Genomic DNA, 26,082 nt, shown 5'->3' on the forward strand with positions numbered 1-26,082 from the left:
TTAATGCAGTTGCCTTAGTAACCTCTTGAATTACTGCTTCCGCTTTATCTAATGGGTTTAAGTCTTCAAATCCTAGAAATGTAATTAATGATGATTGTGTCAAATCCCTGGGCATAGGTACTACAACAGCCCGAATGGACTTCCATCCTAGTAGCTTTGCTCCCTCAGTACGCAGTTGACCGTCCAACAGGATATAACGACCATCTTCTTGAGCTACAAGAATTATTGGGGTAATCTGCCCATGTTTTTTCAGTAGTCTAGCTTTAGCTTGAATAGATTCTAACGTTATCGTTTGCCTGGGTTCGGTGTTGCGTGAGTGATTTTGTCAAGCTATGGGTAAAGAATAAGTACCACGTTTATCATGCTCTTAAAATTTTGAAAAGGGCATATTTTTATTGGGCTACATATAGAGTCTAAGTGTATCCCGAAATCATTTATAAATCTTTTGGTTCATTTTGTTACCCATATAGGAATATATTTAGGTGGCTTTTAGGTTATTTCTATCGCCATCAATTTTTGTATCATATTTAACATTAATGACAAGTGTTCACGCATTACAAAAAATATTTCCAGCAGGGTTTGATAATGGTTACGGCAATCTCAAACTTTTAGTTGAGGGCTTTGATGTCGTCCGCATTCCCAGCTATATTTCTACAGCAGACATGGAAGATGTACCAGGACGGGTAGAGTTTGAAGGCAAGGCTTACACAGTTGGCGAATCAGCTTTCCGTTCTGGCTCTCATTTTGAGCGCAATACCGACAGCAACGAAAACAAAGTCAAGAATGCGCTGACCACTTTGCTGGGAGCATTAGCACATCTGCCACACCGCAAAGCTTGGCACTTAAAGATGGTTGTCAGCTTGCATGATGTTGGTTTGGCAGAAGAATTGAAGAAAGTATTAAATGGAGAATATCAGCCGATACTGGCGGGTAAACCATCAGAAGTGAAAGTAGAAGTGCTGAAGGTGATACCTGAAGGAATGGGAGCATTATTCGGACAGCCACTACCCAAAAAGTTGACTGTGCTGGACTTTGGCAATGGTACAACGCTGTACTCGCGTTACAATCAGGGCAAGCGAGAAGTACATACCCCCTACCCAACAGGAGTTGAAGTTCTTATTGATGACATTGCTCAAAAGATGAAACACCTTAACGGCGGTAAGGTAGGAGATCCAGCTAAGATTCGCTATTGCTTAGAAATGGGACATACCCGCTACAGTCGTGACATCGATATCAAAGAGATTTAAATATATTATTTCAATCAATTTGATTAATTTATAACATCTCAGTAAAGTGAAACTAAAAGTTATTGAAAGTTATCAAAATGACGCATCAAACCAGGATTGCAGTAGTTACAGGCAGTAATCGCGGATTAGGATATGCTATTTCCCGGAAATTATCTCAAATTGGCATTCACGTTGTTTTGACGAGTCGAAATGAAACAGATGGTCTTGCTGCCAAGCAGCAGTTATCTAGTGAAGGGCTTGATGTAAGCTATCATCCGCTAGATGTAACTAGTAATACTAGTGTGGCAGAGTTTACACACTGGTTGCAGCAAACTTACGGAAGAGTAGATATTTTGGTAAATAATGCTGGCATTAATCCCACAGTCAAGCCGGAAGAATCTAGCTTATTGACTGTGGAACTAGAAACTATGCAAACCACATTTGATACTAATGTTTTAGCGGTACTGAGAATTTCTCAAGCTCTAATCCCATTGATGAAAGTTAACAACTACGGTCGCATCGTCAATGTTTCTACTGAAATGGCATCTCTAAGCACTATTAGCGATGACTATTACCCATTAGCTCCTTCTTATAGAATTTCTAAAATTGGGGTAAATGGCTTAACTGCGCTTCTGGCTAAGGAACTCCAAGGTGATAATATTCTTGTGAATGCCTATTCTCCTGGTTGGATGAAAACCGAAATGGGAGGCGAGAATGCACCATTTACGGCAGAAGAAGGAGCCGAAACAGCTGTTTATTTAGCAACCCTACCAGATGGGGGAGCGCAAGGACAATTTTTTGCAGAGATGCGGAAGTTTGGCGGGCCGATTCAATTACAGTGGTAGATTTTTATGGAAAATTCAGCAATGTTACCCCCTATTTATGCAGATACACCAATAAAATTGGCTCCTGCCAAAATTATTACCTCGTTTCCAGTCAATACTTTTTTAGAAAATTTGGCGATCGCACCAGATGGTACAATCTTTGTGACTAATCATGAAGCTGGTCAAATTGTTCGCATTACTCCAGATGGTAATCAGCAAATTCATGCCAACGTTGCAGGGAAAGTTAGTGGTTTGGCTTTCACCAGCGACGGCAGTTTAGTAGTGACTGGATGGAATGCTGATTCTACACCTGTAGTTTCTCTGGTTGCCGCAGATGGCACGGTAGAAACTTTGCTAACATTGCCAGATGCGATATTTCTCAACGGTATTACCCCTCTTTCCGACACTCAGTATTTAGCAGCAGATTCTTACCGGGGTGCAATTTGGTTGATTGATATAGCTCAACGCCGTAGCGCCATCTGGCTCGAACATCCTTTACTGGCTCGTAGCAGTTCGGAAAACGTCATTCCGGCGGCTAATGGCTTGAAGCGTTTTGGTAATTTTCTCTACGTTTCCAATACGGAAAAAATGTTGCTGTTACGAATCCCTCTTGGTACAGGAAATGAACCTGGTGAGCCAGAAATTTTTGTCGAGCAGACTAATATTGATGACTTTGCTTTTGATGTAGAAGGCAATCTTTACGGAGCAACACATATCTACAATAGCGTAGTAAAAATTACACCAGACGGCAGTACAACTATTGTTGCTCAAGCCGAACAAGGTGTAATTGGTAGTACAGCAGTTGCTTTTGGTCAAATAGAAAGCGATCGCACTGCCATTTATGTAGTGATGAATGGAGGAATGTTTTTACCACCGCCTACAGGCGTAGTTCCTGCTAACGTTGTCCGCATTGAGGTGGATAAAGCTGGATATCCCTTAGTTTAAAAATTACCGCTTCTGGACAAAACAACCTCTGCTGAAGTGGGGAAACTCCCCTAGACAAGTTGACCTTTTTTGAATTTTGAATTTTGAATTTTGAATTTTAAATTGATTCATTTTCTGGAAGTTCCCAACCTCAAAACCTCAAAGGAGTCGTGCTGGTTAGCTTCAGCGCTTGGGGGGGGTGGATTCCGTTTGCTCAAAGACATTTTTAAGTAAAACCAATCCTTTTTCAACTTGGGATATTTCCTCGGCTGTCAGACCTTCCAAAAGATCAGCAATTTGGGCGCGTGTTTCATCTAAGGATTGTTGCAAAATAGATTTCCCCTCTTCTGTAAGAGTGAGGACGATACGTCTGCGCTCTTGCGGATGGTTTATCCGTTGCACTAAGTCCCGTTGTACTAGTCGTTCGATTGTGGCTGATGCTGTAGCAGAGGTGACACCTAAATGTTCTGCTAGATCAGATAAGGAAGCTCCGGGGTTACGATTGAGAAACGCTAGCGATCGCAATTGTGGTATTGATAAAAAAGCGGCTTTGTGCGATCGCATCTTAGCTCGGATAAACCTCATGACTGAGGGTACAGTTTCCATTACTTTGGCGGCACATTCTGCGGAAGTTGCACCTTCTTGAGAGGATTTATCGAGCTTCATGAGTATCGTAATTCTCCTAATTACATCATCATCTGTGGATAAAGTTTGCCACAGATGAGGTTTAAGCCTATTAATCTTACTAAGAGAATTGTACAATCCAGACCAAAGCCATACACTCTTGAACCTTGCAATAACATAGTGCTAAGTCAGTAAGAGGAAAAGGGGCAGGGGGCAGGGGGCAGGGGGTGCAGGGGAAGCAGAGGGAGCAGGGGGAGAAAGAGATTTTTTTTGCTGCTATTAACCTTGCAAAGTTCTCTTGGCGAACTACTAGAAGGGCGGGGCTTGTACCCTGAAGTTCTGAGCGCCGGCTTCCGGCGCTCAGACTTCTCTTCATGTTCCGCTCCGCTTCACGCAGAGGGGAAGGGTTTGCTCCCCCTGCTCCCTGCTCCCTTCCCCCTTCCCCCTTCCCCCTTCCCCCCTGCCTCTTCCGGTCACAGCCCACATCCTAACTTGTTGGTGCTGGTTTTTTGCCATTTCCGTTACCATCGACATTGGCAACAAACGACGGTTGCTGAGGACTAGAAGTTAACGACTCACCCCGCAGTCCCTTGCTGCGTTGATTTTTAGGAACTCCTCCCGCCATGCCATACTCTACACTGCTTTTACCATATAGAACGCCGACTCCCATCAGCATATGCTCTGTCATATCTGCTAATTTACCTTCTGTTTCAAGCATTTCACGATATAACTTATCTAGGTTAGACAGAGCGCTGTTGTAGGCATTCTCTTTAGCTCGCATCGTCTCAATTAAAGTTGAGAAAACAGGTAGAGTGAGTCCATTACCCACATCTAAATTTGGATCAATTGAGTTCATACCAGCCGCACGCCGCACTGCTTTTTGTAACACAGGAGAGCTTCTTTTTCTACGCGCCATGATATACACCTTGTAACATAGTACGGTTGATATTCTTTACCTTAAAAAATATCCGTATGATCAGCCTGAGAGAATTTTGGCAAATCTGCAATAACTTTTGCTACAAGCGATTATTGTTATAAATGCGCGAACTACTGAAATGAGAAAGCATTTAAAGCAAATGAGTAAGCAAACTCCGGTTTGCTTGCTAAATCTACTGAAATGAGAAAGCATTTAAAGCAAATGAATAAGCAAACTCCGGTTTGCTTGCTGAATCTACTGAAATGAGAAAGCATTTAAAGCAAATGAGTAAGCAAACTCCGGTTTGCTTGCTGAATTTATCAAAATGGGAAAGTAATTAGGCATTTTGAGAAATATCATGGGATGTCTGGCGACAAGAAGCAGAGCTTCTACGCACTTTTGGTAATAGGGTTGATGTAGGCGATCGCTCTCGTTTGTTTCTGAAACGCTTAAGTTGAAAATAAATTGAAGATAACTTGCTAAAGTTGCCTGGTGTCAGTAGGTGAAAGTCTGCAAACTGAAATATGTAACAACTACATCGTACTTTGCAAATAAATCTTTATGCGAGTCATCTACCACACTGCAAATCGTAAACCCGGAATTAAGCGATCGCAAATTGCAAGTATGAATAATCAGTCATTTTTTGCATATTCATCTTTTCTTTTACAAAGACATATAGAAGCAACAATGTTGCTTCCTAAACTTTTAGGTTATGCAACTTTAGTATGGTTTGGTACATTTATAATTTCATTGTTTTTATTTTGTGGCTAAATTAACCTAAGTAAAAACAATAGATAAGTTTGCTGTAGAGCTTATGCTTGCTTAGAGACGAAAACAATATTGACTAAAAATCAGGGAGCTAATGACATGATTGCAAATAATGGCAATAAAACAAATAATGGAACCAAACCAGAAAAGACACAATTTCAAACTGTAAATACCACCATAAATGATGAAATTAATTCAACAACAACACAACCCAGCAATATATATATAACTACATTCAATGAAAATAAACCTGAAAAGACAGACCCAGAATTAAATAAATTAGATTCGCAAGAATTAACATTATTTAGACCTATCGAATTATTTGCAGCTTCGCTAGGAGCCATCATTATTCCTTGTTTAGTTGCATGGGCAGGATGGCATATAAGTAATTCTCAATTTAATACACAACAAACAGATAATAAACATACTATACTCAAAGAATATATAGAAGGAATATCAACTTTAAGTCTAGATAAAGATTTAACAGAGAATGAAAAAGAAGTAAAATTAAGGAATGACAAAATTAAAGAGACTTTTGAAGAAACTTTAAAGACAAAACCTAAATCAACTAAAGAACAATTAGAAGTATTTCAAAGTATTAAAACTGCCAAAGATTTGTCGGATACAGTAGAAGATGCGAGAACTATAGCAAAAGGTCAAACAAGAACGGCTTTACGTAGGTTAGATGGTGAATTTAAGGGACATATTATACGTTTTCTGCATGAATCTAAATTAATTAAAGAAAAGTCGGTGATAATCTTAAGTGGTGCGGATATTACGGATGTTAAATTGAGAGATGCGCCGTTAGAAGACATCCAACTAGAAGGATCTTATATGACAAAAGCAGACTTTTCTAATGCTGGTCTTCAAAGAGCTAATCTTCAAGGAGCTTACTTAGATGGTGCTAATTTTCAAGGTGCTAATCTCCAAGATGCTGACCTTCGAGGTGCTAATCTTCAAGATGCTGACTTTCGAGGTGCTAATCTTCAAGATGCTGACTTTCGAGGTGCTAACTTCCAAAGTGTTAACTTCCAAGGTGCTAATCTCCAAGGCGCTAACATTCAAGATGTTAATAACTGGCAACACGCTTGTTATGATGAAGAGCTTAACGAGTATTTAGGCTTAACGAAGCAAGACCGAGATAGAAACTGCAAGGACAAAGAACCTTTTTAAAACCAGCTTGAAGTAGCTTTTGTTTCATCTCTCTAATTTTTTCAAACATGATTCACACATGGACTAACAACGACAGTATCACCAGCTAAAAAGCCACCTTCAAAAGGTGATGTGTGATTTATAGTTAATGAGCGATCGCACGCATCTAACACTTTACTAAGAGCGATCGCTCATCAACTATCTCAAAACAGCGTAGAAGCTCTGCTTTTTGTCGCCAGACATCGCTCACCGTACAACCTACCCCACACCTTCTACCGCCCCCAAAGCCAAGAGTGCAGATCGCTGCGCTGCTGTTAACCCAGTCACCCCCCTGATGTTCATCCCTTCATAAAGGCGATCTATTTTCAGGGTTTTAATCCGCTCAAATGTTTCCAGATCCCAAAGCTTTATTACTTCATCTTGACTAGTATTAACCAAGATATTACCAACAGAATTAAAGCTAACAGAGCATCCTCCACTAGTATGACTATGCAAAACTCTGAGACAGGTAAAGTTATTCATATCCCATAAGCGGATTGTTTGGTCAGAACTAGCGGATGCCAAAGTGGAACCATCAGGGCTAAAACTGACTGACCATACAGTAGAAGTATGTCCTTGCAACACTTTTAAGCAAGTGAAGTTACTAGTATCCCACAATCTAATTGAGTGATCGACACTACCAGTAGCGAGTATTTTACCATCTGGACTAAAATTCAATGACCAGACTCCATCAGTGTGACCAGGCAAAGTTATGATACATTTACCTTCACCTACATCCCATAACTTAACTAAGTAGTCTGCACTAGCAGTAGCTAAAGTATTACCATCTGGACTAAAACTAACTGACCAGATGTCACCCGTGTGACCTTCTAATGTTTTTACACATTTACGCTCGTGAATATTCCACAACTTTACACTCTTGTCCCTACTGGCACTAGCCAAGGTTTGACCATCGGGACTAAAGCTAACTGATGTTACTCCACCATTATGACCGTATAAAGTTGTAATACAATGACCAGAAATCACATCCCACAGTTTAATGCTTTTGTCATGACTGGCACTAGCTAATATAGAACCATCTGGACTAAAGCTAACTGACCATACCCAATTTGTGTGACCTTGTAAAATTTTAGTACAGTAACTAGATGCAACATCCCATAGCCGAACCAAACCATCCATACTACCTGTCGCCAACATACAATCGACTCCTGTCGGGCATACAGAGTTAAAGCTGACCGAAAACGCCCCACAGGAGTGACCTTGTAACGTTCTCACGCATACGCCTTTACTTATATTCCATATACGCACACTGAAATCTTGAGCAGCACTAACTATGTGGCGATCTGAACTAAAAATGACTGAGAACACGTCACTAGTATGACCGTGGAAAATTTTAACACAGGTACCTTGCTGCACATCCCACAACCTCACACTGGAGTCATAACTCCCTGTGGCTATAGTTTGACCGTCTGAACTAAAGCAAACTGACCATACTTCATTTTTATGACCGTGAAATGTTTTGATGCAAGTGCCTTTACTCACATTCCATAACCGAACAGAGTGGTCACTACTGCTACTGGCAAGAGTTTTACCATCTGGACTGAAGCAAACCGCGCGTACATTTCCAGCATGACCTTGCAAAACTTTTATACATTTATCTGTACTGACATCCCATAAGCGAATGTCGCAATCTTGACTACCACTTGCCAGGATAGAACCGTCTGGATTAAACCTGACTGAACATACCCCACTAGTATGACCGCGCAATATTTTAAGACACTCACCTCGACGGATATCCCACAAACGAATTGAAGCGTCTAGACTACCACTTGCAAGAGTTTGTCCATCTGGACTAAAGCGAACAGACCAAACAATACCTTTGTGTTGAGCTAAAGTTTTGAGACAATCTCCCGTTTGTACGTCCCACAATTTGATTAATCCATCATGACCACCACTTGCCAGGGTTTGTCCATCTGGACTAAAGGCAACTGTCCAAACTACACATTCATGTCCTTTAAATGTCAACAAGTTTTTTCTATTTGCCATTTGCCACAAATGAATTTGCCCATCCTGATCGCCCGTAGCTAACAGTTTTCTATCTGGACTCAAGGCAAGTGAAAAAATATTCTTTAAACTTGTGGCAAATGCAGACTGATCAAAAGCTGTATTTTGGAAATTGACTCCAGCTAAATTGATACGCTGTAAGTCAGCTTGCCTCATGCTCAAATTTGAGAAGTCATACTCTCGTAAATTTACTTGCAAATGCGCTAAAAAGTTGAGGATATTGCCCCCTGCATAGCCAGTTAAGATTGCAGTTTGATGTCTTTGCTGCTCCAATATATTCTGTAACAAAATTATTAGTTGTTCTTGACTGCCCATCTCTAGCAACAATTGCTCAAGTAATGGTTGCACAATTAATTGCTTTTGTGTCTCCCTAATATAGTCTTTGCTTGTTGCTTTGATTAAAGCATGAGTTTGGAATAAGCGTAAAAGGACAGACTTTTCCCCTAACAATTGTTGACGAATTTGTTGCACAAATCGCTGGGTGGTATATTCCATCACGACTGGTTGTAAAAAGAAATATTCACCACTTTTTTCAATTAATGACCTTTGCAACAGAGATTTAATTGCTGAAGGGACAAGACGTTGGGAAGAAGATGTTACTATATCAGCAACTAACTCGGCAAGGGATACTGGCTCTCGATTAATTGCCAGCCAATACATTACTTCCGCTTCTACTGGTGACAAATGGTAGAATTGCCGTTCTAACAAGTCGCCAATGTCCTCAAAAATGAGTATCCCGTGTTCTACATACTCTAAAACAGGGGCGATTCTACCATCGAAAAGCTCTTGGGTTCCGGCTGCTACCATCTTGAGCGCTAAGGGGTTACCCCCATAATGCTCGATGAGTAATTGCCATTCTTGTTCTGTACCCGTGAATTGTCCTTTTTGCTCAAATAACTCTTGTCCCTCAGTAGTATTTAATCCCTTTAATGAAAGCGATCGCACTCCTGTTCTTTCTCCTTCTAAGGGTACAATTTCTCTGGGTTTTTCTCTAGAAGTGAACAGAAGGCAACTAATATGAGGTACTTCACCAACGCGCTTAAGTAATTGACCGTATCCCTCGTAACCAGGACGACATTGCCCAGCTTGACCACCAGAGAGAATTGTCTCAACATTGTCTAAAATCAGCAGACATCGGTTTGATTGCAAACATTCCATCAGCTTTGCTAATTTGCCATCAAAGCTTTCAGGGATCACCATTTCCTTTTGCAACGCCAACAGCAAAGATTGCAGTATATTTGTGACTTGCTCATCTACTGGTGGTGCATTTTGCAAACTTCGCCACACCACTACCTCAAATTCGGCTTGAATTTGCAGCCCTAACTTCACCGCTAAAGTGGTTTTGCCAATACCACCAATTCCCAGCAGTCCAACTAAACGACACCGTTCTTCTAATACCCATTGTCGTAGCTGCAATAATTCTTCACTGCGACCAAAAAACACAGATACATCGGGTGCTTCTGCCCAGTCATACTGTGGGTTTCCTTGTCGAGTTTCTAGTTCTTCTACGGTTGAGGTAGGACGAGTATAATCGCTGGGAGATAACTCCAAATTAAAGGCAGCAAAAGCAAGCTGCAAGGAACTTTTATCTACAGGTTCCAAGCGTGCCAAAATCCTAGATATAGTATGCAGAGCTAAACGGGTGCGATCGCTCAGTTCTTCCAAAGAAAAGCTATCTCCACCATTCTTTTCCCATTCTGCTTTAGCTTTGGCAGCTTGAAGTTTATCCCAACCTTGGAGGGTCAAGGTTACACCTCGGTTGCGTCGAGCTTTTTGCTGTTTCATGCGTTTTAGTAAGTTGACCTAGTAAAACTACTTGCAAACTAGCGGCTAGTTAAGGTAGTGTTCGTACGAAACTAAAAATGAACATAACAGGATTTCAGATTGATAATATCAATCCCAGTAGATTTACGATAGTCATGAAACCAACAAAAATGTAAACTCTTTGACTAAATATTTGCCGTGTTGTGTCTCAGCTTTGATCCCAGCGTTTGTAAGTAATTATTTATTTGTATAAAAAGATAAATTGCGACACCCAATTTAATAGTCTCTTAACTGAGCCGTATTGTTCTATATATGCGTTACTGAGTGGAAGGATGAATCTGTCTCATACCAATACACCAAAATTATGAAACAGATCCAAACCCAGAAACCCTTATAAAATCCGTATTTTTTAATTTTTAATTGTTATGACTTGGGTGGTGTTCGGTGTGCGCCGAAGTATTTCTCACTACGGTAGCGAAGCCACACTCGTAGCACTTGTGGAATCTGCTGTTTTTGTTCTTTGCTGAGTTTGTTGTAAAGGTCTAATGCGCGATCGCGTTCACCCCTACAAGCAGCATTATTGTGGGCATCCCAATAGCTGCGGGCTACTCGAATCCGACGACAGACTTCTTTAATCAGTGCATCTCCCGTGAGTGGAGTGTCTTGTGTTGCCATACTCAGATACGATAAATTCATACTGCTATCGTAGCGAGTCCTTTTCATGTTCACAATCACAAGTTAATAGCTAGTTGATGTCTAGCAATACTGCCACTAATTTTTCTATATGTGCTGGTTTATGAGTTGCCATTAAGGATATTCTAATGCGACTTGTGGGGACTGTGGGGGGACGAATTGCTGGGGCGAAGATTCCTGCTTGTTTTAGTTGCTTACCCACTTGTAGCGCTTGGCTGGGACTTGACAACTGAAAACATAATATGGGCGATGCTGATGGTAGTAATTTCAGGTTTGGTATTTCCAGCAATAATTCTCTCAAGTAATTAACGTTGTGCCACAGCTGCATTCGGTGTTGTGGTTCTTGTCGAGCTATGTTGATGGCTGCTAAGGCTGCGGCTGTGTCTGCGGGTGATAACCCTGTGGTGTAAATCCAACTAGGGGCGCGGTTTCGCAAATAGTCAATCAGGGTGTGGCTTCCTGCTACATAACCGCCTAAACTACCTAAGGCTTTACTCAATGTACCAATTTGGATTAATTGCCTACCTGTACACCCAAAATGTTCTACACACCCAGCGCCAGTTTTACCCATTACTCCAGTAGCATGAGCTTCATCAACTAGGAGCATACAGCTAAATTCTTCAGCCAAATCTAATAGAGCTGGTAAAGGGCATAAATCGCCATCCATGCTGAAGACGCTATCTGTCAAAATTAAACAACGTCGGTAGTTTTGCCGTTGCTCAAGTAACTGGGTTTTCAGTTCCCCTACCTCACAGTGGGAATATTCCCTAACTGTTGCCCCACTGAGAATAGCTCCATTTTTCAGGCTGGAATGATTGTATTGGTCAGATAAGATTAAATCACGCTTGCCGACAAGAGCTGCGATCGCTCCTATATTAGCCAGATAGCCTGAGCTAAACACTAAGGCATCTTCTGTTTGTTTCCAAGAGGCGATCGCCTTTTCCAATTCCCCATGCAGTTCTCGATGCCCACTTAATAATCTCGAACCAGTACTCCCAGTGCCAAATTCTTGAGTAGCAGCCACCGCAGCCTCAATTAAGCGTTCATCCCCAGCCAACCCCAAATAATCATTACTAGCAAAATTAATTACCTCCTGCCCCCCTAAAACCACAGTTGCACCAGCACGACCCTGTATTGTTTGCACGGAACGATACCAATCTGCCCGATGGATGGTTAAGAGTGAATTTTGTAACCAAGCATAGGGATCGGGCATAGCAATTCAAAATTCAAAATTCAAAATTCAAAATTCAAAAAATATTAGGGAGTAACTGATGACTGATGACTGATGACTGATGACTGATGACTGATGACTGATGACTGATGACTGATGACTGTTGACTGTTGACTAATGACTGTTGACTAATGACTGACTTGCTCACTACTACTGAGGTGGGCGATCGCTTGTTTAATCCAGTCTTCTACGTAGGCATCTTTTGGTAAACCAATATCTTCGCTGACTACGTGTAAGGCGTGACTAACTTCATGGGCTGTGTAACCCAGGGCGAATAAAGTCATCTGCACTTCTTCGAGAATACCGGGGGCTGGGCCTTCGGTGGCGACGAAGAAGCCTGCTGATTTGCGCCATTCGATTAATTTGGCTTTGAGTTCCAAACAAATGCGGTCAGCGATTTTTTTACCCACTCCTGGGGCTTGAATTAAGATTTGGACGTTAGCAGCAATGATGGCTTGGACTAAATCTGGTAGTTCCAAGGTGTCTAAGAGGGCGATCGCACTAGCTGCACCCACACCACTCACAGACAACAGGTGGCGGAATAAATCCCGTTCGGCTGGGGAAGAGAAACCATAAAGCAAGGGTATTTCTTCCCGGACTTGGTAATGGGTAAAGATTTGCACCAAATCTCCGGTTGTGGGCAATTGCTTTGCTAACCGTTGGGGAATTTGCAAATCATAGCCCATACCATTCACTTCGAGAGTGAGAATGACGCGATTGCTGCCTGCGTTTTGAATACCAGCGACTATACCTTTGAGATAGCTAATCATTCTAGGAAACCAAAGAATTGTAAACCTTCAATAATTCCACCTGCACAAAAGTTTTTTGCCAGGTAGCGATGGTCTGCGGGATACTCACTGTGCCACTGAAGCAACTCCGGTCGGGCATTCCCGACGATGATTCCCCTTTCGTTGCCCACAGCGAACAAAGCAATATCATTACCTGAATCACCACAGACAACTGTTCTTTCTGCTGCAAATTTCCACTTTTGACGAAGAAATTGCATTGCCTGACCTTTATCGCTGTTTAATGGTACAATGTCAAGGTCTATACCGCTACTATAAATTAACTTTATATTTAGTTTACATTTCTCTAACTCTGTCTCAAGTTGTGGTATGACCTTAAATGAGGCTTCTTGATGCAGAAAAAAACTGACTTTAAAAGGGCGTTGCTCTGAGTCTGGTTGCAGCACTAATTCGGGAAATTTCTCGCTTACGGACAGTACCAGTTCTCGGTTCCAGCCATCGTTAAGAATTTCTGACCAGTCAGAATCAGGATTACCACTACCATCGAGATAGATTTCCGTACCCACAGACAAAACTAACCCATCAGGTTCTATCAAGTTTTTTTCTACTTGCAGTTCTTTGTAAAGAATAGGCGATCGCCCGGTGGCATAAACTATTTTTGTGCCATATTCTTGACGATGGTGAGTGAGTATCTGGCTGAGTTCTGCCAGGGCTGCATCATTACCTACCAAAGTGTGATCCAAATCGGTGACAAAAAGAAATGGCTTCATTATTTTGTTCCCAAATTTATAGGTCAAGCATTCCGAGCTAATTTACCAGATTTTGGTTCCTATGTATTCTCACCAGTGTAGGAGTGTAGGGGTGTGAGGGTGTGAGGGTGTAGGGGTGTAGGGGTGTGAGAGACAAGGAAGGGGAGCAAGATTCAAAGCCTCTCTCCTTGCAGGGGCTACGGTGTACACACAAGTCTAATAACCTAGCCCCATAACGTTTTGATCCCCCCTCACCCCCCTTAAAAAAGGGGGAACAAGAATCAAAGTCCCCCTTTTTAAGGGGGATTTAGGGGGATCGAACGACATTTTGCACCCAGCAAAAAGATGTGTGTACACCGTAGCCTTACAGGGGAGAGGTACCCTGCGGGTACTCCTACGGAGAACTCGTAGAGTAGCAAGCTATGGAGAGGGGTTTCAAAAATAAGTTGCACATCGCGTTTATTCTGTACTGTAGAGACGTAGCATACAACGTCTCTACATCATTTATTCTTTCTCCTACACCCCTACACCCCCGTTTTTCCTCGCTAAAATAACACAGAAATATGGTTTAGGGTCTAGATAAGTGCTGAAAAAATTTCGTTTTTATATATTATTTGCACTTAGTTTAGTTTTTGTAATAGGCGTATATTACGTCTCAGATTTTTTAGAGCGATCGCCTGTTATGAGTTGTGATGTTCCTTATGGTTTTATTCAAACAAAAGAAGCTAAATACTATACATTTGCTGAAGAAATAGTAATTCAACCTTGGCGTGGTCAGCATCATGTATATGCGATATTTCAGATTCCTGACGGCTACCAATATGAGTATTTATTTCGGCTAAAAATCCCAGGAGAAGACATTCAATGCGGCGGATTGATGCCTCTTGATAAAAATGTTTTTACTGGCATTCCCCACAAGCAAGGATATTATCCAGTTCGTGGATATTTAAATACACGTATTGCCATAAATCTAATAACCAAAGGCAAGCTAGATCAGTTAAAGAAACTGCAAAATTGGCAACTTGGTTATGTGATGACAAAGAAAATGTAGAAATTTTGGATTAAATTAACATTCCCGCAATACAAGCAGTAATAAAACCTGCCAGCAATCCACCAATCATACTTCTAAAACCCATCCGGGCTAAATCATGTTGACGTTGAGGAGCCATTCCAGTAATACCGCCTATCGTAATCCCAATTGAACCGATATTGGCAAAGTTACACAAAGCATAGGTGGCAATAATCACTGCCCTCTCAGAGATTTTTCCACTCTTAATTAAGTTTCCCAAATCTACATAAGCCAGAAACTCATTCAAAATTGTTTTCTTACCCAGTAGCGCCCCCACTTGCGCGCAATCACCCCAAGGTACACCCATCAAAAACGCTACAGGAGCCATAATAAAAGACAAAATCCACTCTAAAGATAATTGTGGTAAACCAATATAAGAACCTAACCATCCGATTAGAGCATTAACTACAGCCAACAACCCCAAAAAGGCGATAATCATTACCCCCACATTCACGGCTAGCTTTACACCATCAATTGCGCCGCTAGCAGCAGCATCAATCACATTGACATAACCAGTCTCGCCTTCCATCTTTGCCTGACTAGCCGTTTCTGATACTTCCGTTTCTGGATAAAGTAATTTTGATACTACCAACGAGGTGGGTGCAGTCATAAAAAAGGCAGCAATTAAATGTTCTGGAGGTATTCCAAAAGACAAGTAAGCACCCAGCACACCACCAGCAATTGTGGCAAAACCACCAGTCATGACTGCATGGAGTTCTGATTGAGTCATTTTTGCCACATAGGGTTTTACCATCAGTGCTGATTCTGTCGGCCCCAGAAAAATGTTACCAGCACAAGATAGAGATTCAGAACCAGAAGTTTTCATTGTCTTCATCATCACCCACGCCAACCCATTAACCACCCTTGGTAAAATGCCGTAATAATACATGACATTAATGAAGGCAGAAAAAAAGATAATTGTTGGTAGTACTTGAAAGGCAAAAAAATGATCCTTAAAGTTATCGCCAAAGACGAATTTAGCCCCCACATCTGAAAATGATAAAAAATAGCTGACTGTATCACCCAAAGACTTAAACACATTTAATCCCCAAGGTGTTTTGAGAATCACTAGCGCCAATACAAATTCCAAACCTAAACCCCAGGCTACTGTCCGCCAACGCACTGCATCACGACGAATAGACATAGCGTAGGATATACCAATGAAAACTAAAATTCCTAAAGCAGATATGGCACGTTCCATGTAATTTTGCTTTTATACAAACATGGTCAAAAAGTATACATAAGAATTTGCTTTTTTGCTCAGTTTTGGGGGAAATTGAAACGCGGAGGATTGGTTATGGGCAATGAAGTGGGAATGAAATGGTGAAGCTGTTGTTATTCGATTTATTGGCAAGTATTATATTTTACACGAGTATCCCTCTGCCTTATATCAACGGCTTGGATTTTCAAAGGGTGTCGCGGCTTGTACCCGTGGTGGGGTTAATTATTGGGGGAATTTTAGGTTTATTCGATGGAGGCATGAATTATCTGGGTATGCCCGTATTAACTCGTAGCGCCTTGGTGGTGGTACTGTGGATTTTTATCACTGGGGGGTTACATTTAGATGGGGCGATGGATACGGCTGATGGTTTGGCGGTGGGCGACCCAAAACGACGGTTGGAAGTGATGGCGGATAGTGCTACAGGTGCATTTGGAGCTATGAGTGCGATCGCTATATTATTACTAAAAACCTCTACTCTCACAGATATTGGGGAATACCGTTGGCTAATATTAATGGCTGCTTGTGGCTGGGGACGTTGGGGACAACAAGTAGCGATCGCCTGTTATCCTTATTTAAAAGCCACTGGTAAAGGCGCATTCCATAAACAAGCTATTCGCTCATACAAAGATTTATTACCCGGATTATGCTTGATGGTTGCAGTTAGTGGCTTATTTTGGCTAGTAAATAACCATCATCTATTGATATCAGTAGTCGTGTTGATTACTGGAAGTGCGATCGCTACTTTAACAGCTGCATGGTTTAATCACAAATTAGGCGGACACACAGGCGACACCTACGGCGCAGTCGTCGAGTGGACAGAGGCTTTATTCCTCTGCGTACTGACCATACTCACATAACTTACCATGTAGGCAATAATTCTATCTGTGTTTATCTGCGTGCATCTGCGTTTTGATGCTACAGCCAAGCAGCAAACAAGGGTCTATGGTGGTGAGCCTCCTTATGAGCCACCAGATTATTTAATTTTGTAACGCCTACACTCTGGTGAAAAAGGTGTTTTTAAAGGCTGAAACGCACATTTTTACTAGGGCTTGGCAGTTCGTAACGGATTGTAAATATCACTGCTAATTCGTCGCAGTGAGCTATAAAAAGCTAGGAAGATTAAATATGTGTAAATAAAAGTAAAGTTCGTAATTTAACCTTGACATAGCCAGTTGCCAAAGCAATAACCCCATTAGCAGTTACTTACCATCACTTCCCCGCAAGGGGATGGAAACAAGAGTGGGTGTTAGGTGATGACGGCTATATGCACGCTCAGTTACTTACCATCACTTCCCCGCAAGGGGATGGAAACAGCTCCTGGATCTGATGTAAATGCTTTCTTAGCAATGTTGTGTTACTTACCATCACTTCCCCGCAAGGGGATGGGTGCGACTATCAGTCGCACATAAGAGTGGGTATTGCGAAATACCCCGGCAAGTGTCTATGCCAGTACCTGCCCGAAGGAGCATCATGGGTAACTGTGATGTTTCAAAGCTAGAGGGAAAAGCGTAAAATCTGCCAGCCGAAAGTGGAAGTAACGCAGGGTAAAACTATCAAAGGGTTAACGCAAGTGAATCTTCATTGAGGCATCGTGAAGCGGAAATACTGAAACGGCTGAAACAGTAATAGCGTCAACTGGAAAAACGCTTACAGGGTAGTCAGGCGACTCAGACAGAGAATATTCAAGGCAACCAAGGACGGTAGTCTCAAAAAGGTTCGCAGCCTTCAAAAACTACTATTGCGTAGTTACTCTAATATACTACTTTCCTTAAGCTCATCCCACCCCTAAAAGGGGATGGGATTTCACGTTGACGGTTGACGGTTAACAGTCAGCAGTTAGCAGTTAACGGTGGCGGGGCGGCTATCCCTCCCACCCCTTGAAGGGAGTGGGTTTCCCGCCGCCTTCGATGATACAACCTAGACACAACAAGACTTTTCACCCAGTACCCAGTCCCTAGTCCCCAGTCCCCAGCTATATGATTGAGCGATCGCCAGAATTTGGATAAAATAATTGACGGGACTATAATTTTGGATTACCCAAAGAGTGGGAATTTTTTAACTGATATTGTCGCCACTTCTCCTGCTGACGCGTTCTTTTATCTTCCGTAAGACTATCAAAACAGTGGGGGCAAGAAATACCTTCTTCATACTGAGGAGATGCCTTATCTTCTTCAGCCAAGGGGTGTCCACAACAGAAACATAACTCGTGAGTTCCCGGCTCTAACCCATGAACTACGGCGATACGTTCATCAAAAACAAAACATTCCCCTTGCCATAAACTCTCCTCTGGTGGGATTTGCTCTAGGTACTTGAGTATACCACCCTTGAGATGATACACCTCTGCAAAACCTTGAGAAAGCATGAAAGATGAAGCTTTTTCGCAACGAATACCCCCAGTACAAAACATAGCTACTTTTTTGTGCTGATTCGGGTCGAGGTTTTGGCGGACATATTTCGGGAAGTCTCGAAATGAGTTTGTTTGGGGATTTTGCGCCCCCTGGAAAGTACCGATATGTACTTCGTAATCATTGCGTGTATCAATAACAATCACTTCCGGGTCAGAAATCAACTCATTCCATTCTTCAGGGGTTACATAAGTACCCACCTGTTCATTAGGGTCTACTTCTGGTAAACCTAAAGTGACAATTTCTTTTTTCAGCCGCACTTTCATCCGTTCAAACGGCGGAGTGTCTGCGGTGGATTCTTTATGTTCTAGGTCTTGTAAGCGCAAGTCAGAACGTAGATAAGATAAAACATTGTCAATGGCTGGACGCGAACCTGCAATTGTCCCGTTGATTCCTTCTTTAGCTAGGAGAATCGTACCCTTGATATTTTGGGCTAAACAATAAGCCAACAAGGGTTCTTGTTTCTCAGCAAAATCCGGCAAACTGACGAATTTATAAAATGCAGCAACGATTTGCGTATTTTCTTGGTTCATCCCTTTGTAAAAAACAGAGTTTTCGATTATGATATTGAAGGTTATAAATTCAATTTTACGGGGGTTTAGCTCAGTTGGTAGAGCGCCTGCTTTGCAAGCAGGATGTCAGCGGTTCGAGTCCGCTAACCTCCATTGACGTAAATTAGGGTATAGGGGTGTAGGGGAAAGAGTAAAACCAAACTCTTCCCTTAAACCCTCACACCCTTACACCCTCATACCCTTATACCCCTACACCCTTACATAACTAACGTTGAAAGACCACCGAAAGATTATTGGCAGGCATTTGGTAGGTTTTATGCAGTTGGAGATTTTGTTGTTTAGCTGCTGCAATCACATCTTCCAGGTTGCGTACTCCCCACTCTGGATTTTGGGAACGTAAGGATTCATCGAAGGCGGCGTTACTTGGGGCGGTATGTTCTCCCCCTTGTTTGTAAGGCCCGTAAAGATAAAGAATTCCTCCTGGTGGCAAAATCCGCCCCGCACCAGCTAAGAGTCCCAAACAAGCTGACCAAGGGGAAATGTGAATCATATTAATATTAACTATGGCAGTAATGGGGGCATCGTTGAGAATTGCGTCCTTTTCTACTGACCAAATTGGCTGACTAGCATCAAGTTCTACAGGTGGGTAAAGATTATCGCTGGGAAATTGTGCAGTCCATGCGGTGATACTAGCTCGTAATTCCGGATTGGGGTCAGAGGGTAGCCATTTACGTGGTTGAAGGCGGGGGGCAAAGAAAATGGCGTGTTCACCTGTACCACTGGCAATTTCTAGAATAGTGCCACTGGTAGGTAACACTTGTAATAGCACTTCTAAGATGGGTTCGCGGTTACGTTGTGTTGCTGGTGCATATTTGCGGGGGTCTTGTGGTGTGTTCATCTGGCTGTGTAGAGTAATTCATTATTAAACTAGCAGCGATGGGCTACCCTCCACCATAATCGTTGGTGTTCCGCCCAGCCTAGCTGACCGCCTGCTTTTAAAAGTGGCAAAATCAATTAGGCTATTCTGCTTTTAAGTTGCATAATTCATCGTGAAGGCTGTTGACAGTTGACCGTTAACAGTTAACAGTCAACAGTTAACACCCCTTATTAGTAGTTATGCAATTTAAACCCGCATTAGCTTAGGCATTCATTTTGGATAATATAGTCGGGAGCATCACTTGCCGAAATTAATCAACTCTACCCAACCACCCCTAAAATTTATCCCCCACAGTTTTAACCCCCTCATTCTCAGGTTAATGCAGTGGTTACTACCTCTTGTGTTGCGCTTTCGCACACGCCCTTGGCTCCCGGCTGGTATCGTCAAAATTGAAGCAGAAAATTCTGAAACATTAGCAGAACTTTATCAACAATTCCAAAGTGGGAAAATTCGCTTTTTAATGGCATTTCGCCACCCAGAGGTAGAAGACCCTCTGTGTATGTTGTACTTAATTTCTCGCATTGTTCCACAGGTGGCGCGTCAAAAAGGTATTAAGTTGCAATACCCAGTTCACAGTCATTTTGTCTACGACAGAGGAATGACTATATGGGCTGGAAATTGGTTGGGTTGGTTGTTTTCTCAGTTGGGAGGCGTGCCAATTCGTCGCGGAAGACGGTTAGATAGGCAAGCTATTCAAACAGCAAGGGATTTATTCGCTAACGCTCCATTCCCCATTGCTGTTGCCCCTGAAGGTGGTAATAATGGTCACAGTGGCATAGTCAGCCCTCTGGAACCCGGTGTTTCCCAATTGGGGTTCTGGTGTGTGGAAGACTTGAAAAAAGCTCACCGGACAGAAACTGTGGTGATTGTGCCGGTATCTATCCAATATCGTTATGTTACGCCGCCTTGGTCTAAATTGGATGAGTTGTTGAGTAAGTTGGAAGCTGATAGCGGTTTACCAGTGCAATCAGTTGGGGAGTCTGCAATCAATCAACCGGAGATTTACCATCAACGCATCTGTCGCCTGGGTGAATATTTAATTACAGAGATGGAAGAGTTTTATCGCCGCTTCTATCATCAAGATATCCCCAACACTATAGCCACAGAAGAATCTACCACGCCCAATCAGGTGTTAATTGCCAGACTGCATCGTTTATTAGATAAAGCGTTACAAGTTTCCGAGCAGTATTTTGGTATTCCAGCCCAAGGTAATTTTATCGACCGTTGTCGCCGTTTAGAAGAAGCCAGTTGGAATCGCATATATAGAGAAGATTTACCAGATATCGATAATTTACCTTCCTTTAAACGGGGACTCGCCGACTGGGTAGCCCAAGAAGCAGACTTACGAATACAGCATATGCGTCTAGTAGAGAGTTTTGTGGCTGTGAATGCTACCTATATACAAGAAAAGCATAGTGCAGACAGATTTGCCGAGACGGCTTTACTAATGTTTGATATGCTTTCTCGTATACAAGAATCAACTCTACCAGGACGACCAAGGTTAGGTTTACGGGAGGCGGTAATTAAGGTAGGTGAGCCAATTTCTGTCACGGAACGCTGGGAAAAGGTGCATGATAACCGCCAAGCGGCTAAAAAGGCTGTGAGTAATTTAACTCAAGATTTACAGGTGGCTTTAGACAATTTGATTGATTAGGGATTGGGGATTGGGGATTGGGTGAAGAAGAAGACGCGACGCCAGTCGCTACAACGGGGGGAACCCCCGCAACGCGCTGGCTCATGAATCGCGTCTCTACAGGTGGTTTATTTGTTGGGTTCTTTTTTTACATTGGTGTTAACACAATGTAGGGGTTTAAATCCCCGTTACAACACGTAAGTAGGTCGGTGTAAATAATTATTGTTGGAATAAGGCAGGGAGCAGGGAGCAGGGAGCAGGGGGAGAAAGCGTTTGAGCCTTATTTACTTTTCTTTACATAGTTTGGTTTTATTGCATCGACTTACTTAAACTCGGTGCAGGAACATTACAACTGGGATTGGAAAACCTCTTTAATAGTCAATATTTCCCCGTAGTTTCCCAATTGCAAGCCAATGGTAGCGCTTATGCTGCTGCTAGAGGTAGGACTTTGAGTATTAAGTATTCTTTTGATTGGTAAATTCTTTTCTTGATGAAGTAACTGAGGGAGTCGGAAAGCTTGAGAATCCGTACTCCCAAAGTAAAAACCCCACGGGTGCAGTGTGGGGTCTATAAAGTTAGAATCTAAGTTTATAGTACCATTGTACTATATAGATTACACATAGGCAAATATAAGGTCATAAACGTTTGAAACCCCTACACCCGGTCTCAACAGAAAATCTAGGTGCGTAAGTCCTATTGATTTGGTTAAACAAAAATTCATATAAACAAATATAAAATTAATCATAATTAAAGAATTTTTTGCTTAATCAAACTAATATATTTATCTTTGCATTTGTTAACATAAACCGTAGCTTTATATTGCAGTTTGTTACTATATTGTATGGACTTGAGGAATATTCCTTTAGACTGAATTCCAATGGCAAAAATTGGGATGAATGCAGATGCACGGAGTTAATTTCTTGTGTCATGGGTTTGTAGTTGCTGTATCTTTTGTGGCTTGCATTGCTGGCTTGATGTTGCTGTGGGATAGCAAGGGTACAAAAGATGATGAACGGGAAGAAACCGAGAAAATTCTATTTAGAATGAGCTTTAGTTATTGGCTAGTTTATTGTGTGGCATTTGGTTTGGAAAAGTTGGTTTTCCCTAACTATGAGCCAATGATGATGACATTGAAAATAACTACAGCTTTGTCATATTTTTTAACTTTTTCTTGTATATTGAGTCTGCCACTACATAGATTCGCAGTACGCCAAGAAGTTCAGGATTAGTCATTAGTCACTAGTCATGTGGACTATTGACTATGGACTATGAAGGGAATTTACCTTTTTCTAGGGATGAGCTACCCTCGATTGCAGGCGATCGCAATCATCGTTTCCAGTGTATCCTGAGCAAGAGGTGTTAGAATAAACACCTCTTGAACTGTTTTACCCTGTCGGGCAATAATTTTATAGCCACCACGAATCGGTACAGATATACGCAGTTGCATTTTGGGAGAGTGGCCTCTAACCCTACCAATAACCCCTGGTGTGATGGTTTGAATGCCATCTTGTTGACACAGGCGTTCTAAAATCGGGATCAGCCCAGGAATGTGGGTAGAATGATTCCAAACTAATCTACCATCCTTTTTACGAGAGACGGGCTTTTGGTGGTCAGCAGAGGATTTACCCATGATAATTAAGCCGCCTCTAGGGGGGCCATTGTTAGCCCAGCCCGGCGTAATTGTTGGTGATACAATTCTGCGGGTTCTTGTGGCCCTACCCAAACGATCGCTTGTCCCTCATAATGTACTTGATTAGTCAAATCCCAAGCTAAATCGCCAGTCATACCCGGAATATACTTCACCAAACACTCGGCAACGTGTTGAAAAGTATTAAAGTCATCATTTAACACAATCACTTTGTAATTGGGATAAGTCTTGCGGACAGTTTGATTAGACCGTTCAGGAGTTACAGTTGGCGCTGTACTCATGGCGTAAACATCTATCGAAAGTTTTGTAACCATAGAACAGTTAACCAGAGAAATTTTACAAAACTAAACTACAACTAAATAGTTTAGTCCATTGTTAGTGGTCAGTGGTCAGTTGTCGGTTGTCAGTTGACAAGGTGAATAGAAATTTTTCCCCACTCCAAACCCTAAAACCCAGACCAAATCTGACCTGCGCGAACGGGAACGCCAAAGGCAAACAATTAGTGGTGAGTACCCTTATCGTAAAGAAGCGACTGGGGAATAAATCAAAATCTATCCGTCGCCTCAATCAAAGCGCTACGAATCCCCACTTCACTCATCGAATGACCAGCATCAGGAACCACAATAAATTCAGCTTCCGGCCAGACTTTGTGTAATTCCCAAGCCGATGTCATGGGGCAAACCACATCATAACGCCCTTGGACAATCACAGATGGAATATGGCGGATACGATGAACATTTAATAGTAATTGATCCTCAGAATTGAAAAATCCTTGATGAATAAAATAATGACATTCAATACGGGCAAAAGCATCAGCGAAATTATCTGCTCCAAAAGTTTGCTTTAGTTGGGTATCAGGAAATAATCTACTAGTACTAGCTTCCCAAATTGACCAAGCACGAGCCGCTTCTCGTCTAACTTGTGAATCTGGACTAGTTAAACGTTGGTAGTAAGCCTTAAGTAAATCATCACGTTCATTGACAGGAATTGGTTGCAGATATTCTTCCCAAGCATCAGGAAAAATATAACTAGCACCTTCTTGATAAAACCAACGCAATTCTTTTTGTCTGAGTAAAAATATCCCGCGTAAAATCAAGCCTAAACAACGCTCAGGGTGTGTTTGACTATAAGCTAAAGATAAAGTACTGCCCCAACTTCCACCAAAAACCACCCACTGTTCTATTTCTAAATGCTCGCGCAATTTTTCAATATCATTAACCAAATCCCAAGTTGTATTTTCCCTTAATTCTGCATGGGGTTCGCTTTTACCGCAGCCACGTTGGTCAAACATGACTAATCGCCATTTTTCAGGATGAAAATATTGCCGATAAACTGGCGGACAACCACCACCAGGGCCACCGTGCAGTAAAACTATGGGCTTACCTTGAGGGTTTCCTGATTCTTCAAAATGAATGGTGTGTAAATCAGAAACTTGTAACTTACCTTCTTTGTAAGGTTCGATGGGTGGGTAAAGTTCACGCATATTTATATCTAAAATATTGATAAATATTAATTTATTTTCTCAACCTTGCTTAAGCAAGAAATAACACAGCCATAACTACAGCACATTTTCCCCCAGTAAATTATACAAAGGCGGGCAAGATGCCCACCCCACAAGATTTATCATATTAAATGTGTAGTATATTTATTAGTTTTCCCTCAAATCCAACCTATGGCACTATGGACTATGGACTAATGACTATGGACTATTGACTAATGACTATTTACTAATGACAAAATGATATGTGTTTTGCCATCGCCACTGTACAAGGTGGGAATTTGAGATAACTAAACTAAGATTTATGGGTAAGCAGCGCGTTCTGTCGGGAGTTCAACCAACTGGTAATCTACATTTGGGTAACTATTTAGGGGCGATTCGCAACTGGGTAGAAATTCAAGACCAGTACGATAATTTCTTTTGTGTAGTGGATTTACACGCAATTACTGTACCGCATAATCCAGCTACATTGGCGGCAGACACTTATGCGATCGCTGCACTTTATTTAGCCTGTGGTATTGATTTAAAATACTCCAATGTCTTTGTCCAATCCCACGTCTCAGCCCACACTGAACTTGCTTGGTTCCTCAACTGCATCACCCCCCTGAATTGGCTGCAAGACATGATTCAGTTTAAGGAAAAAGCCGTCAAGCAAGGGGAAAACGTAGGTGCAGGGCTGTTAATCTATCCAGTGCTGATGGCGGCTGATATCTTGCTTTATCAAGCCGATAAAGTACCTGTAGGTGAAGACCAAAAGCAGCACCTGGAACTCACACGGGATATTGTCAACAGATTTAATCACCAATTTGCCAAAGATAAACCTGTGCTGAAATTGCCAGAACCTTTAATCAGCAAGGAAGGTGCAAGGGTGATGAGTCTCACCGATGGGACACGCAAAATGTCTAAATCTGATCCCTCAGAGTTAAGCCGCATTAACGTTTTAGACCCACCAGACCAGATTGCTAATAAAATTAAACGTTGTAAAACTGACCCGGTGAAAGGTTTAACCTTCGACGACCCAGAACGCCCAGAATGCAACAACTTGTTGACCTTATATATGTTGCTGTCTGGTAAAAAGAAGGAAGAAGTAGCCGCAGAATGTCAAGATATGGGCTGGGGACAATTCAAGCCCCTGTTCACCGAAGCAGCAATCAACGCCCTCAAACCTATACAAGACAAGTATCAAGAAATCACTGCTGACAAAGGTTATCTAGAGTCGGTGTTGCGTGATGGTCGAGAAAAAGCTGAAGCCGTCGCCAACCAAACCCTAGCAGATGTCAAAGCAGCTTTAGGCTATTCTGCACCCCTTTAATTCGTAATTCATAATTAGGGACTGTTGGGTCAAGAATTGTATCTCATCCTTCCCCAGTCCCCAATCAATACTTATCGGTTAAGGATTAAGCAGTATTAAGAATAAAAAAAGTGAGTGGTTGACGTTTAGTACCCGCTCCTGAGTGGATTGGTTTTCTAGATGGAA

The 26,082-nt window shown here is 42.0% G+C and carries 23 protein-coding genes, 1 tRNA gene and 2 pseudogenes; 12 read left to right on the forward strand and 14 right to left on the reverse strand.

What is annotated here, in order from left to right:
* Positions 1-289, reverse strand: a 289-nt coding sequence (locus H6G14_RS23520; RefSeq protein ID WP_338421213.1) for a ParB/RepB/Spo0J family partition protein, incomplete at its 3' end; no start/stop codon positions are given.
* Positions 290-536: 247 nt separating this feature from the next.
* Here H6G14_RS23520 and H6G14_RS23525 point away from each other — a divergent pair.
* From H6G14_RS23525 to H6G14_RS23535, 3 genes and pseudogenes are all read left to right on the forward strand, one after another.
* Positions 537-1,244 (forward strand): annotated as a pseudogene (locus H6G14_RS23525) (ParM/StbA family protein); the annotation flags it as partial.
* Positions 1,245-1,324: 80 nt separating this feature from the next.
* Positions 1,325-2,071, forward strand: a complete 747-nt coding sequence (locus tag H6G14_RS23530; protein ID WP_190570162.1) for an SDR family oxidoreductase — start codon at positions 1,325-1,327, stop codon at positions 2,069-2,071.
* A 6-nt stretch (positions 2,072-2,077) separates the two neighbouring features.
* Positions 2,078-2,995, forward strand: coding sequence for an SMP-30/gluconolactonase/LRE family protein (locus tag H6G14_RS23535; RefSeq protein WP_190570163.1), 918 nt, complete (start codon positions 2,078-2,080; stop codon positions 2,993-2,995).
* A 162-nt stretch (positions 2,996-3,157) separates the two neighbouring features.
* Here H6G14_RS23535 and H6G14_RS23540 read toward each other — a convergent pair whose 3' ends face one another.
* The gene (locus tag H6G14_RS23540; protein ID WP_190570166.1) at positions 3,158-3,640 is read right to left on the reverse strand and encodes a MarR family winged helix-turn-helix transcriptional regulator; all 483 of its coding nucleotides are present in this window, start codon (positions 3,638-3,640) and stop codon (positions 3,158-3,160) included.
* 445 nt (positions 3,641-4,085) lie between these two features.
* Positions 4,086-4,514, reverse strand: coding sequence for a hypothetical protein (locus H6G14_RS23545; protein WP_190570168.1), 429 nt, complete (start codon positions 4,512-4,514; stop codon positions 4,086-4,088).
* Positions 4,515-5,354: 840 nt separating this feature from the next.
* Here H6G14_RS23545 and H6G14_RS23550 point away from each other — a divergent pair.
* A complete protein-coding gene (locus H6G14_RS23550; protein WP_199326268.1) occupies positions 5,355-6,455 on the forward strand; it encodes a pentapeptide repeat-containing protein in 1,101 nt (366 codons plus the stop codon).
* Positions 6,456-6,692: 237 nt separating this feature from the next.
* On the opposite strand, the gene H6G14_RS23555 is transcribed toward H6G14_RS23550, so the two are convergent.
* The 5 genes from H6G14_RS23555 to H6G14_RS23575 form a co-directional block, all read right to left on the reverse strand.
* Complete coding sequence (locus tag H6G14_RS23555) at positions 6,693-10,283, reverse strand: WD40 domain-containing protein (RefSeq protein WP_190570170.1); 3,591 nt, start codon at positions 10,281-10,283, stop codon at positions 6,693-6,695.
* 402 nt (positions 10,284-10,685) lie between these two features.
* Positions 10,686-10,937: a hypothetical protein gene (locus H6G14_RS23560; protein WP_041456226.1), complete on the reverse strand. Its 252-nt coding sequence runs from the start codon at positions 10,935-10,937 to the stop codon at positions 10,686-10,688.
* 70 nt (positions 10,938-11,007) lie between these two features.
* A complete protein-coding gene (gene bioF / locus H6G14_RS23565; protein ID WP_190570172.1) occupies positions 11,008-12,168 on the reverse strand; it encodes an 8-amino-7-oxononanoate synthase in 1,161 nt (386 codons plus the stop codon).
* A 146-nt stretch (positions 12,169-12,314) separates the two neighbouring features.
* Positions 12,315-12,956: a Holliday junction branch migration protein RuvA gene (gene ruvA / locus H6G14_RS23570; RefSeq protein WP_190570174.1), complete on the reverse strand. Its 642-nt coding sequence runs from the start codon at positions 12,954-12,956 to the stop codon at positions 12,315-12,317.
* Positions 12,953-13,702 (reverse strand): sucrose-phosphate phosphatase, encoded by a 750-nt coding sequence (locus H6G14_RS23575; RefSeq protein ID WP_190570176.1) that lies wholly within the window; start codon positions 13,700-13,702, stop codon positions 12,953-12,955. The genes ruvA and H6G14_RS23575 overlap by 4 nt, the downstream gene beginning before the upstream one ends.
* A 562-nt stretch (positions 13,703-14,264) precedes the next feature.
* Between H6G14_RS23575 and H6G14_RS23580 the strand changes: the two genes are divergently transcribed.
* The gene (locus H6G14_RS23580; RefSeq protein ID WP_338421212.1) at positions 14,265-14,732 is read left to right on the forward strand and encodes a hypothetical protein; all 468 of its coding nucleotides are present in this window, start codon (positions 14,265-14,267) and stop codon (positions 14,730-14,732) included.
* A gap of 10 nt (positions 14,733-14,742) precedes the next feature.
* Here H6G14_RS23580 and H6G14_RS23585 read toward each other — a convergent pair whose 3' ends face one another.
* Positions 14,743-15,951 carry a NupC/NupG family nucleoside CNT transporter gene (locus H6G14_RS23585; RefSeq protein ID WP_190570178.1) on the reverse strand — a complete coding sequence of 403 codons (1,209 nt, stop codon included), beginning with the start codon at positions 15,949-15,951 and terminating at the stop codon, positions 14,743-14,745.
* 119 nt (positions 15,952-16,070) lie between these two features.
* On the opposite strand from H6G14_RS23585, the gene cobS reads away from it, so the two are divergent.
* From cobS to H6G14_RS33690, 3 genes and pseudogenes are all read left to right on the forward strand, one after another.
* Positions 16,071-16,829 carry an adenosylcobinamide-GDP ribazoletransferase gene (cobS, locus tag H6G14_RS23590; RefSeq protein WP_190570180.1) on the forward strand — a complete coding sequence of 253 codons (759 nt, stop codon included), beginning with the start codon at positions 16,071-16,073 and terminating at the stop codon, positions 16,827-16,829.
* A 396-nt stretch (positions 16,830-17,225) separates the two neighbouring features.
* The gene (locus tag H6G14_RS23595; RefSeq protein WP_190570182.1) at positions 17,226-17,381 is read left to right on the forward strand and encodes a hypothetical protein; all 156 of its coding nucleotides are present in this window, start codon (positions 17,226-17,228) and stop codon (positions 17,379-17,381) included.
* Between the two features lie 227 nt (positions 17,382-17,608).
* Positions 17,609-17,761, forward strand: a pseudogene (locus tag H6G14_RS33690) (reverse transcriptase N-terminal domain-containing protein); the annotation flags it as partial.
* A 231-nt stretch (positions 17,762-17,992) separates the two neighbouring features.
* Here H6G14_RS33690 and trhO read toward each other — a convergent pair.
* A complete protein-coding gene (gene trhO / locus H6G14_RS23605) occupies positions 17,993-18,910 on the reverse strand; it encodes an oxygen-dependent tRNA uridine(34) hydroxylase TrhO (RefSeq protein WP_190570184.1) in 918 nt (305 codons plus the stop codon).
* Between the two features lie 59 nt (positions 18,911-18,969).
* Between trhO and H6G14_RS23610 the strand changes: the two genes are divergently transcribed.
* Positions 18,970-19,042 (forward strand) — tRNA-Ala (locus H6G14_RS23610).
* A gap of 112 nt (positions 19,043-19,154) precedes the next feature.
* Here H6G14_RS23610 and H6G14_RS23615 read toward each other — a convergent pair.
* A complete protein-coding gene (locus tag H6G14_RS23615; RefSeq protein WP_190570186.1) occupies positions 19,155-19,787 on the reverse strand; it encodes a class I SAM-dependent methyltransferase in 633 nt (210 codons plus the stop codon).
* A gap of 280 nt (positions 19,788-20,067) precedes the next feature.
* Here H6G14_RS23615 and H6G14_RS23620 point away from each other — a divergent pair, with 280 nt between their 5' ends.
* The gene (locus tag H6G14_RS23620) at positions 20,068-21,480 is read left to right on the forward strand and encodes a 1-acyl-sn-glycerol-3-phosphate acyltransferase (RefSeq protein ID WP_190570187.1); all 1,413 of its coding nucleotides are present in this window, start codon (positions 20,068-20,070) and stop codon (positions 21,478-21,480) included.
* A gap of 875 nt (positions 21,481-22,355) precedes the next feature.
* Positions 22,356-22,688 (forward strand): hypothetical protein, encoded by a 333-nt coding sequence (locus H6G14_RS23625; protein WP_190570189.1) that lies wholly within the window; start codon positions 22,356-22,358, stop codon positions 22,686-22,688.
* A gap of 71 nt (positions 22,689-22,759) precedes the next feature.
* Here the strand turns inward: H6G14_RS23625 and H6G14_RS23630 are convergent, their stop codons facing one another.
* The 3 genes from H6G14_RS23630 to pip all read right to left on the reverse strand — a co-directional run bounded on the left by H6G14_RS23630 (position 22,760) and on the right by pip (position 24,590).
* The gene (locus H6G14_RS23630; protein WP_190570191.1) at positions 22,760-23,089 is read right to left on the reverse strand and encodes a DUF2103 domain-containing protein; all 330 of its coding nucleotides are present in this window, start codon (positions 23,087-23,089) and stop codon (positions 22,760-22,762) included.
* 5 nt (positions 23,090-23,094) lie between these two features.
* Positions 23,095-23,421 (reverse strand): ATP-dependent Clp protease adapter ClpS, encoded by a 327-nt coding sequence (gene clpS, locus H6G14_RS23635; RefSeq protein WP_010994580.1) that lies wholly within the window; start codon positions 23,419-23,421, stop codon positions 23,095-23,097.
* A gap of 230 nt (positions 23,422-23,651) precedes the next feature.
* Positions 23,652-24,590, reverse strand: a complete 939-nt coding sequence (gene pip / locus H6G14_RS23640) for a prolyl aminopeptidase (protein WP_190570193.1) — start codon at positions 24,588-24,590, stop codon at positions 23,652-23,654.
* 319 nt (positions 24,591-24,909) lie between these two features.
* Between pip and trpS the strand changes: the two genes are divergently transcribed.
* Positions 24,910-25,917: a tryptophan--tRNA ligase gene (gene trpS / locus H6G14_RS23645; RefSeq protein WP_190570195.1), complete on the forward strand. Its 1,008-nt coding sequence runs from the start codon at positions 24,910-24,912 to the stop codon at positions 25,915-25,917.
* Positions 25,918-26,082 lie beyond the last annotated feature (165 nt).

The sequence above is a fragment of the Nostoc parmelioides FACHB-3921 genome, assembly GCF_014696625.1.
Classification (GTDB): domain Bacteria; phylum Cyanobacteriota; class Cyanobacteriia; order Cyanobacteriales; family Nostocaceae; genus Trichormus; species Trichormus parmelioides.

Coding starts and splice junctions, on each gene's coding strand:
- trhO (WP_190570184.1), bottom strand. CDS start 18,910: ATGAACCAAGAAAATACGCAAATCGTTGCTGCATTTTATAAATTCGTC.
- ruvA (WP_190570174.1), bottom strand. CDS start 12,956: ATGATTAGCTATCTCAAAGGTATAGTCGCTGGTATTCAAAACGCAGGC.
- cobS (WP_190570180.1), top strand. CDS start 16,071: ATGGTGAAGCTGTTGTTATTCGATTTATTGGCAAGTATTATATTTTAC.
- trpS (WP_190570195.1), top strand. CDS start 24,910: ATGGGTAAGCAGCGCGTTCTGTCGGGAGTTCAACCAACTGGTAATCTA.
- pip (WP_190570193.1), bottom strand. CDS start 24,590: ATGCGTGAACTTTACCCACCCATCGAACCTTACAAAGAAGGTAAGTTA.
- H6G14_RS23615 (WP_190570186.1), bottom strand. CDS start 19,787: ATGAACACACCACAAGACCCCCGCAAATATGCACCAGCAACACAACGT.
- H6G14_RS23545 (WP_190570168.1), bottom strand. CDS start 4,514: ATGGCGCGTAGAAAAAGAAGCTCTCCTGTGTTACAAAAAGCAGTGCGG.
- H6G14_RS23535 (WP_190570163.1), top strand. CDS start 2,078: ATGGAAAATTCAGCAATGTTACCCCCTATTTATGCAGATACACCAATA.
- H6G14_RS23575 (WP_190570176.1), bottom strand. CDS start 13,702: ATGAAGCCATTTCTTTTTGTCACCGATTTGGATCACACTTTGGTAGGT.
- H6G14_RS23595 (WP_190570182.1), top strand. CDS start 17,226: ATGACGGCTATATGCACGCTCAGTTACTTACCATCACTTCCCCGCAAG.
- clpS (WP_010994580.1), bottom strand. CDS start 23,421: ATGGTTACAAAACTTTCGATAGATGTTTACGCCATGAGTACAGCGCCA.
- H6G14_RS23540 (WP_190570166.1), bottom strand. CDS start 3,640: ATGAAGCTCGATAAATCCTCTCAAGAAGGTGCAACTTCCGCAGAATGT.
- H6G14_RS23630 (WP_190570191.1), bottom strand. CDS start 23,089: ATGGGTAAATCCTCTGCTGACCACCAAAAGCCCGTCTCTCGTAAAAAG.
- H6G14_RS23625 (WP_190570189.1), top strand. CDS start 22,356: ATGCAGATGCACGGAGTTAATTTCTTGTGTCATGGGTTTGTAGTTGCT.
- H6G14_RS23560 (WP_041456226.1), bottom strand. CDS start 10,937: ATGGCAACACAAGACACTCCACTCACGGGAGATGCACTGATTAAAGAA.
- bioF (WP_190570172.1), bottom strand. CDS start 12,168: ATGCCCGATCCCTATGCTTGGTTACAAAATTCACTCTTAACCATCCAT.
- H6G14_RS23585 (WP_190570178.1), bottom strand. CDS start 15,951: ATGGAACGTGCCATATCTGCTTTAGGAATTTTAGTTTTCATTGGTATA.
- H6G14_RS23530 (WP_190570162.1), top strand. CDS start 1,325: ATGACGCATCAAACCAGGATTGCAGTAGTTACAGGCAGTAATCGCGGA.
- H6G14_RS23555 (WP_190570170.1), bottom strand. CDS start 10,283: ATGAAACAGCAAAAAGCTCGACGCAACCGAGGTGTAACCTTGACCCTC.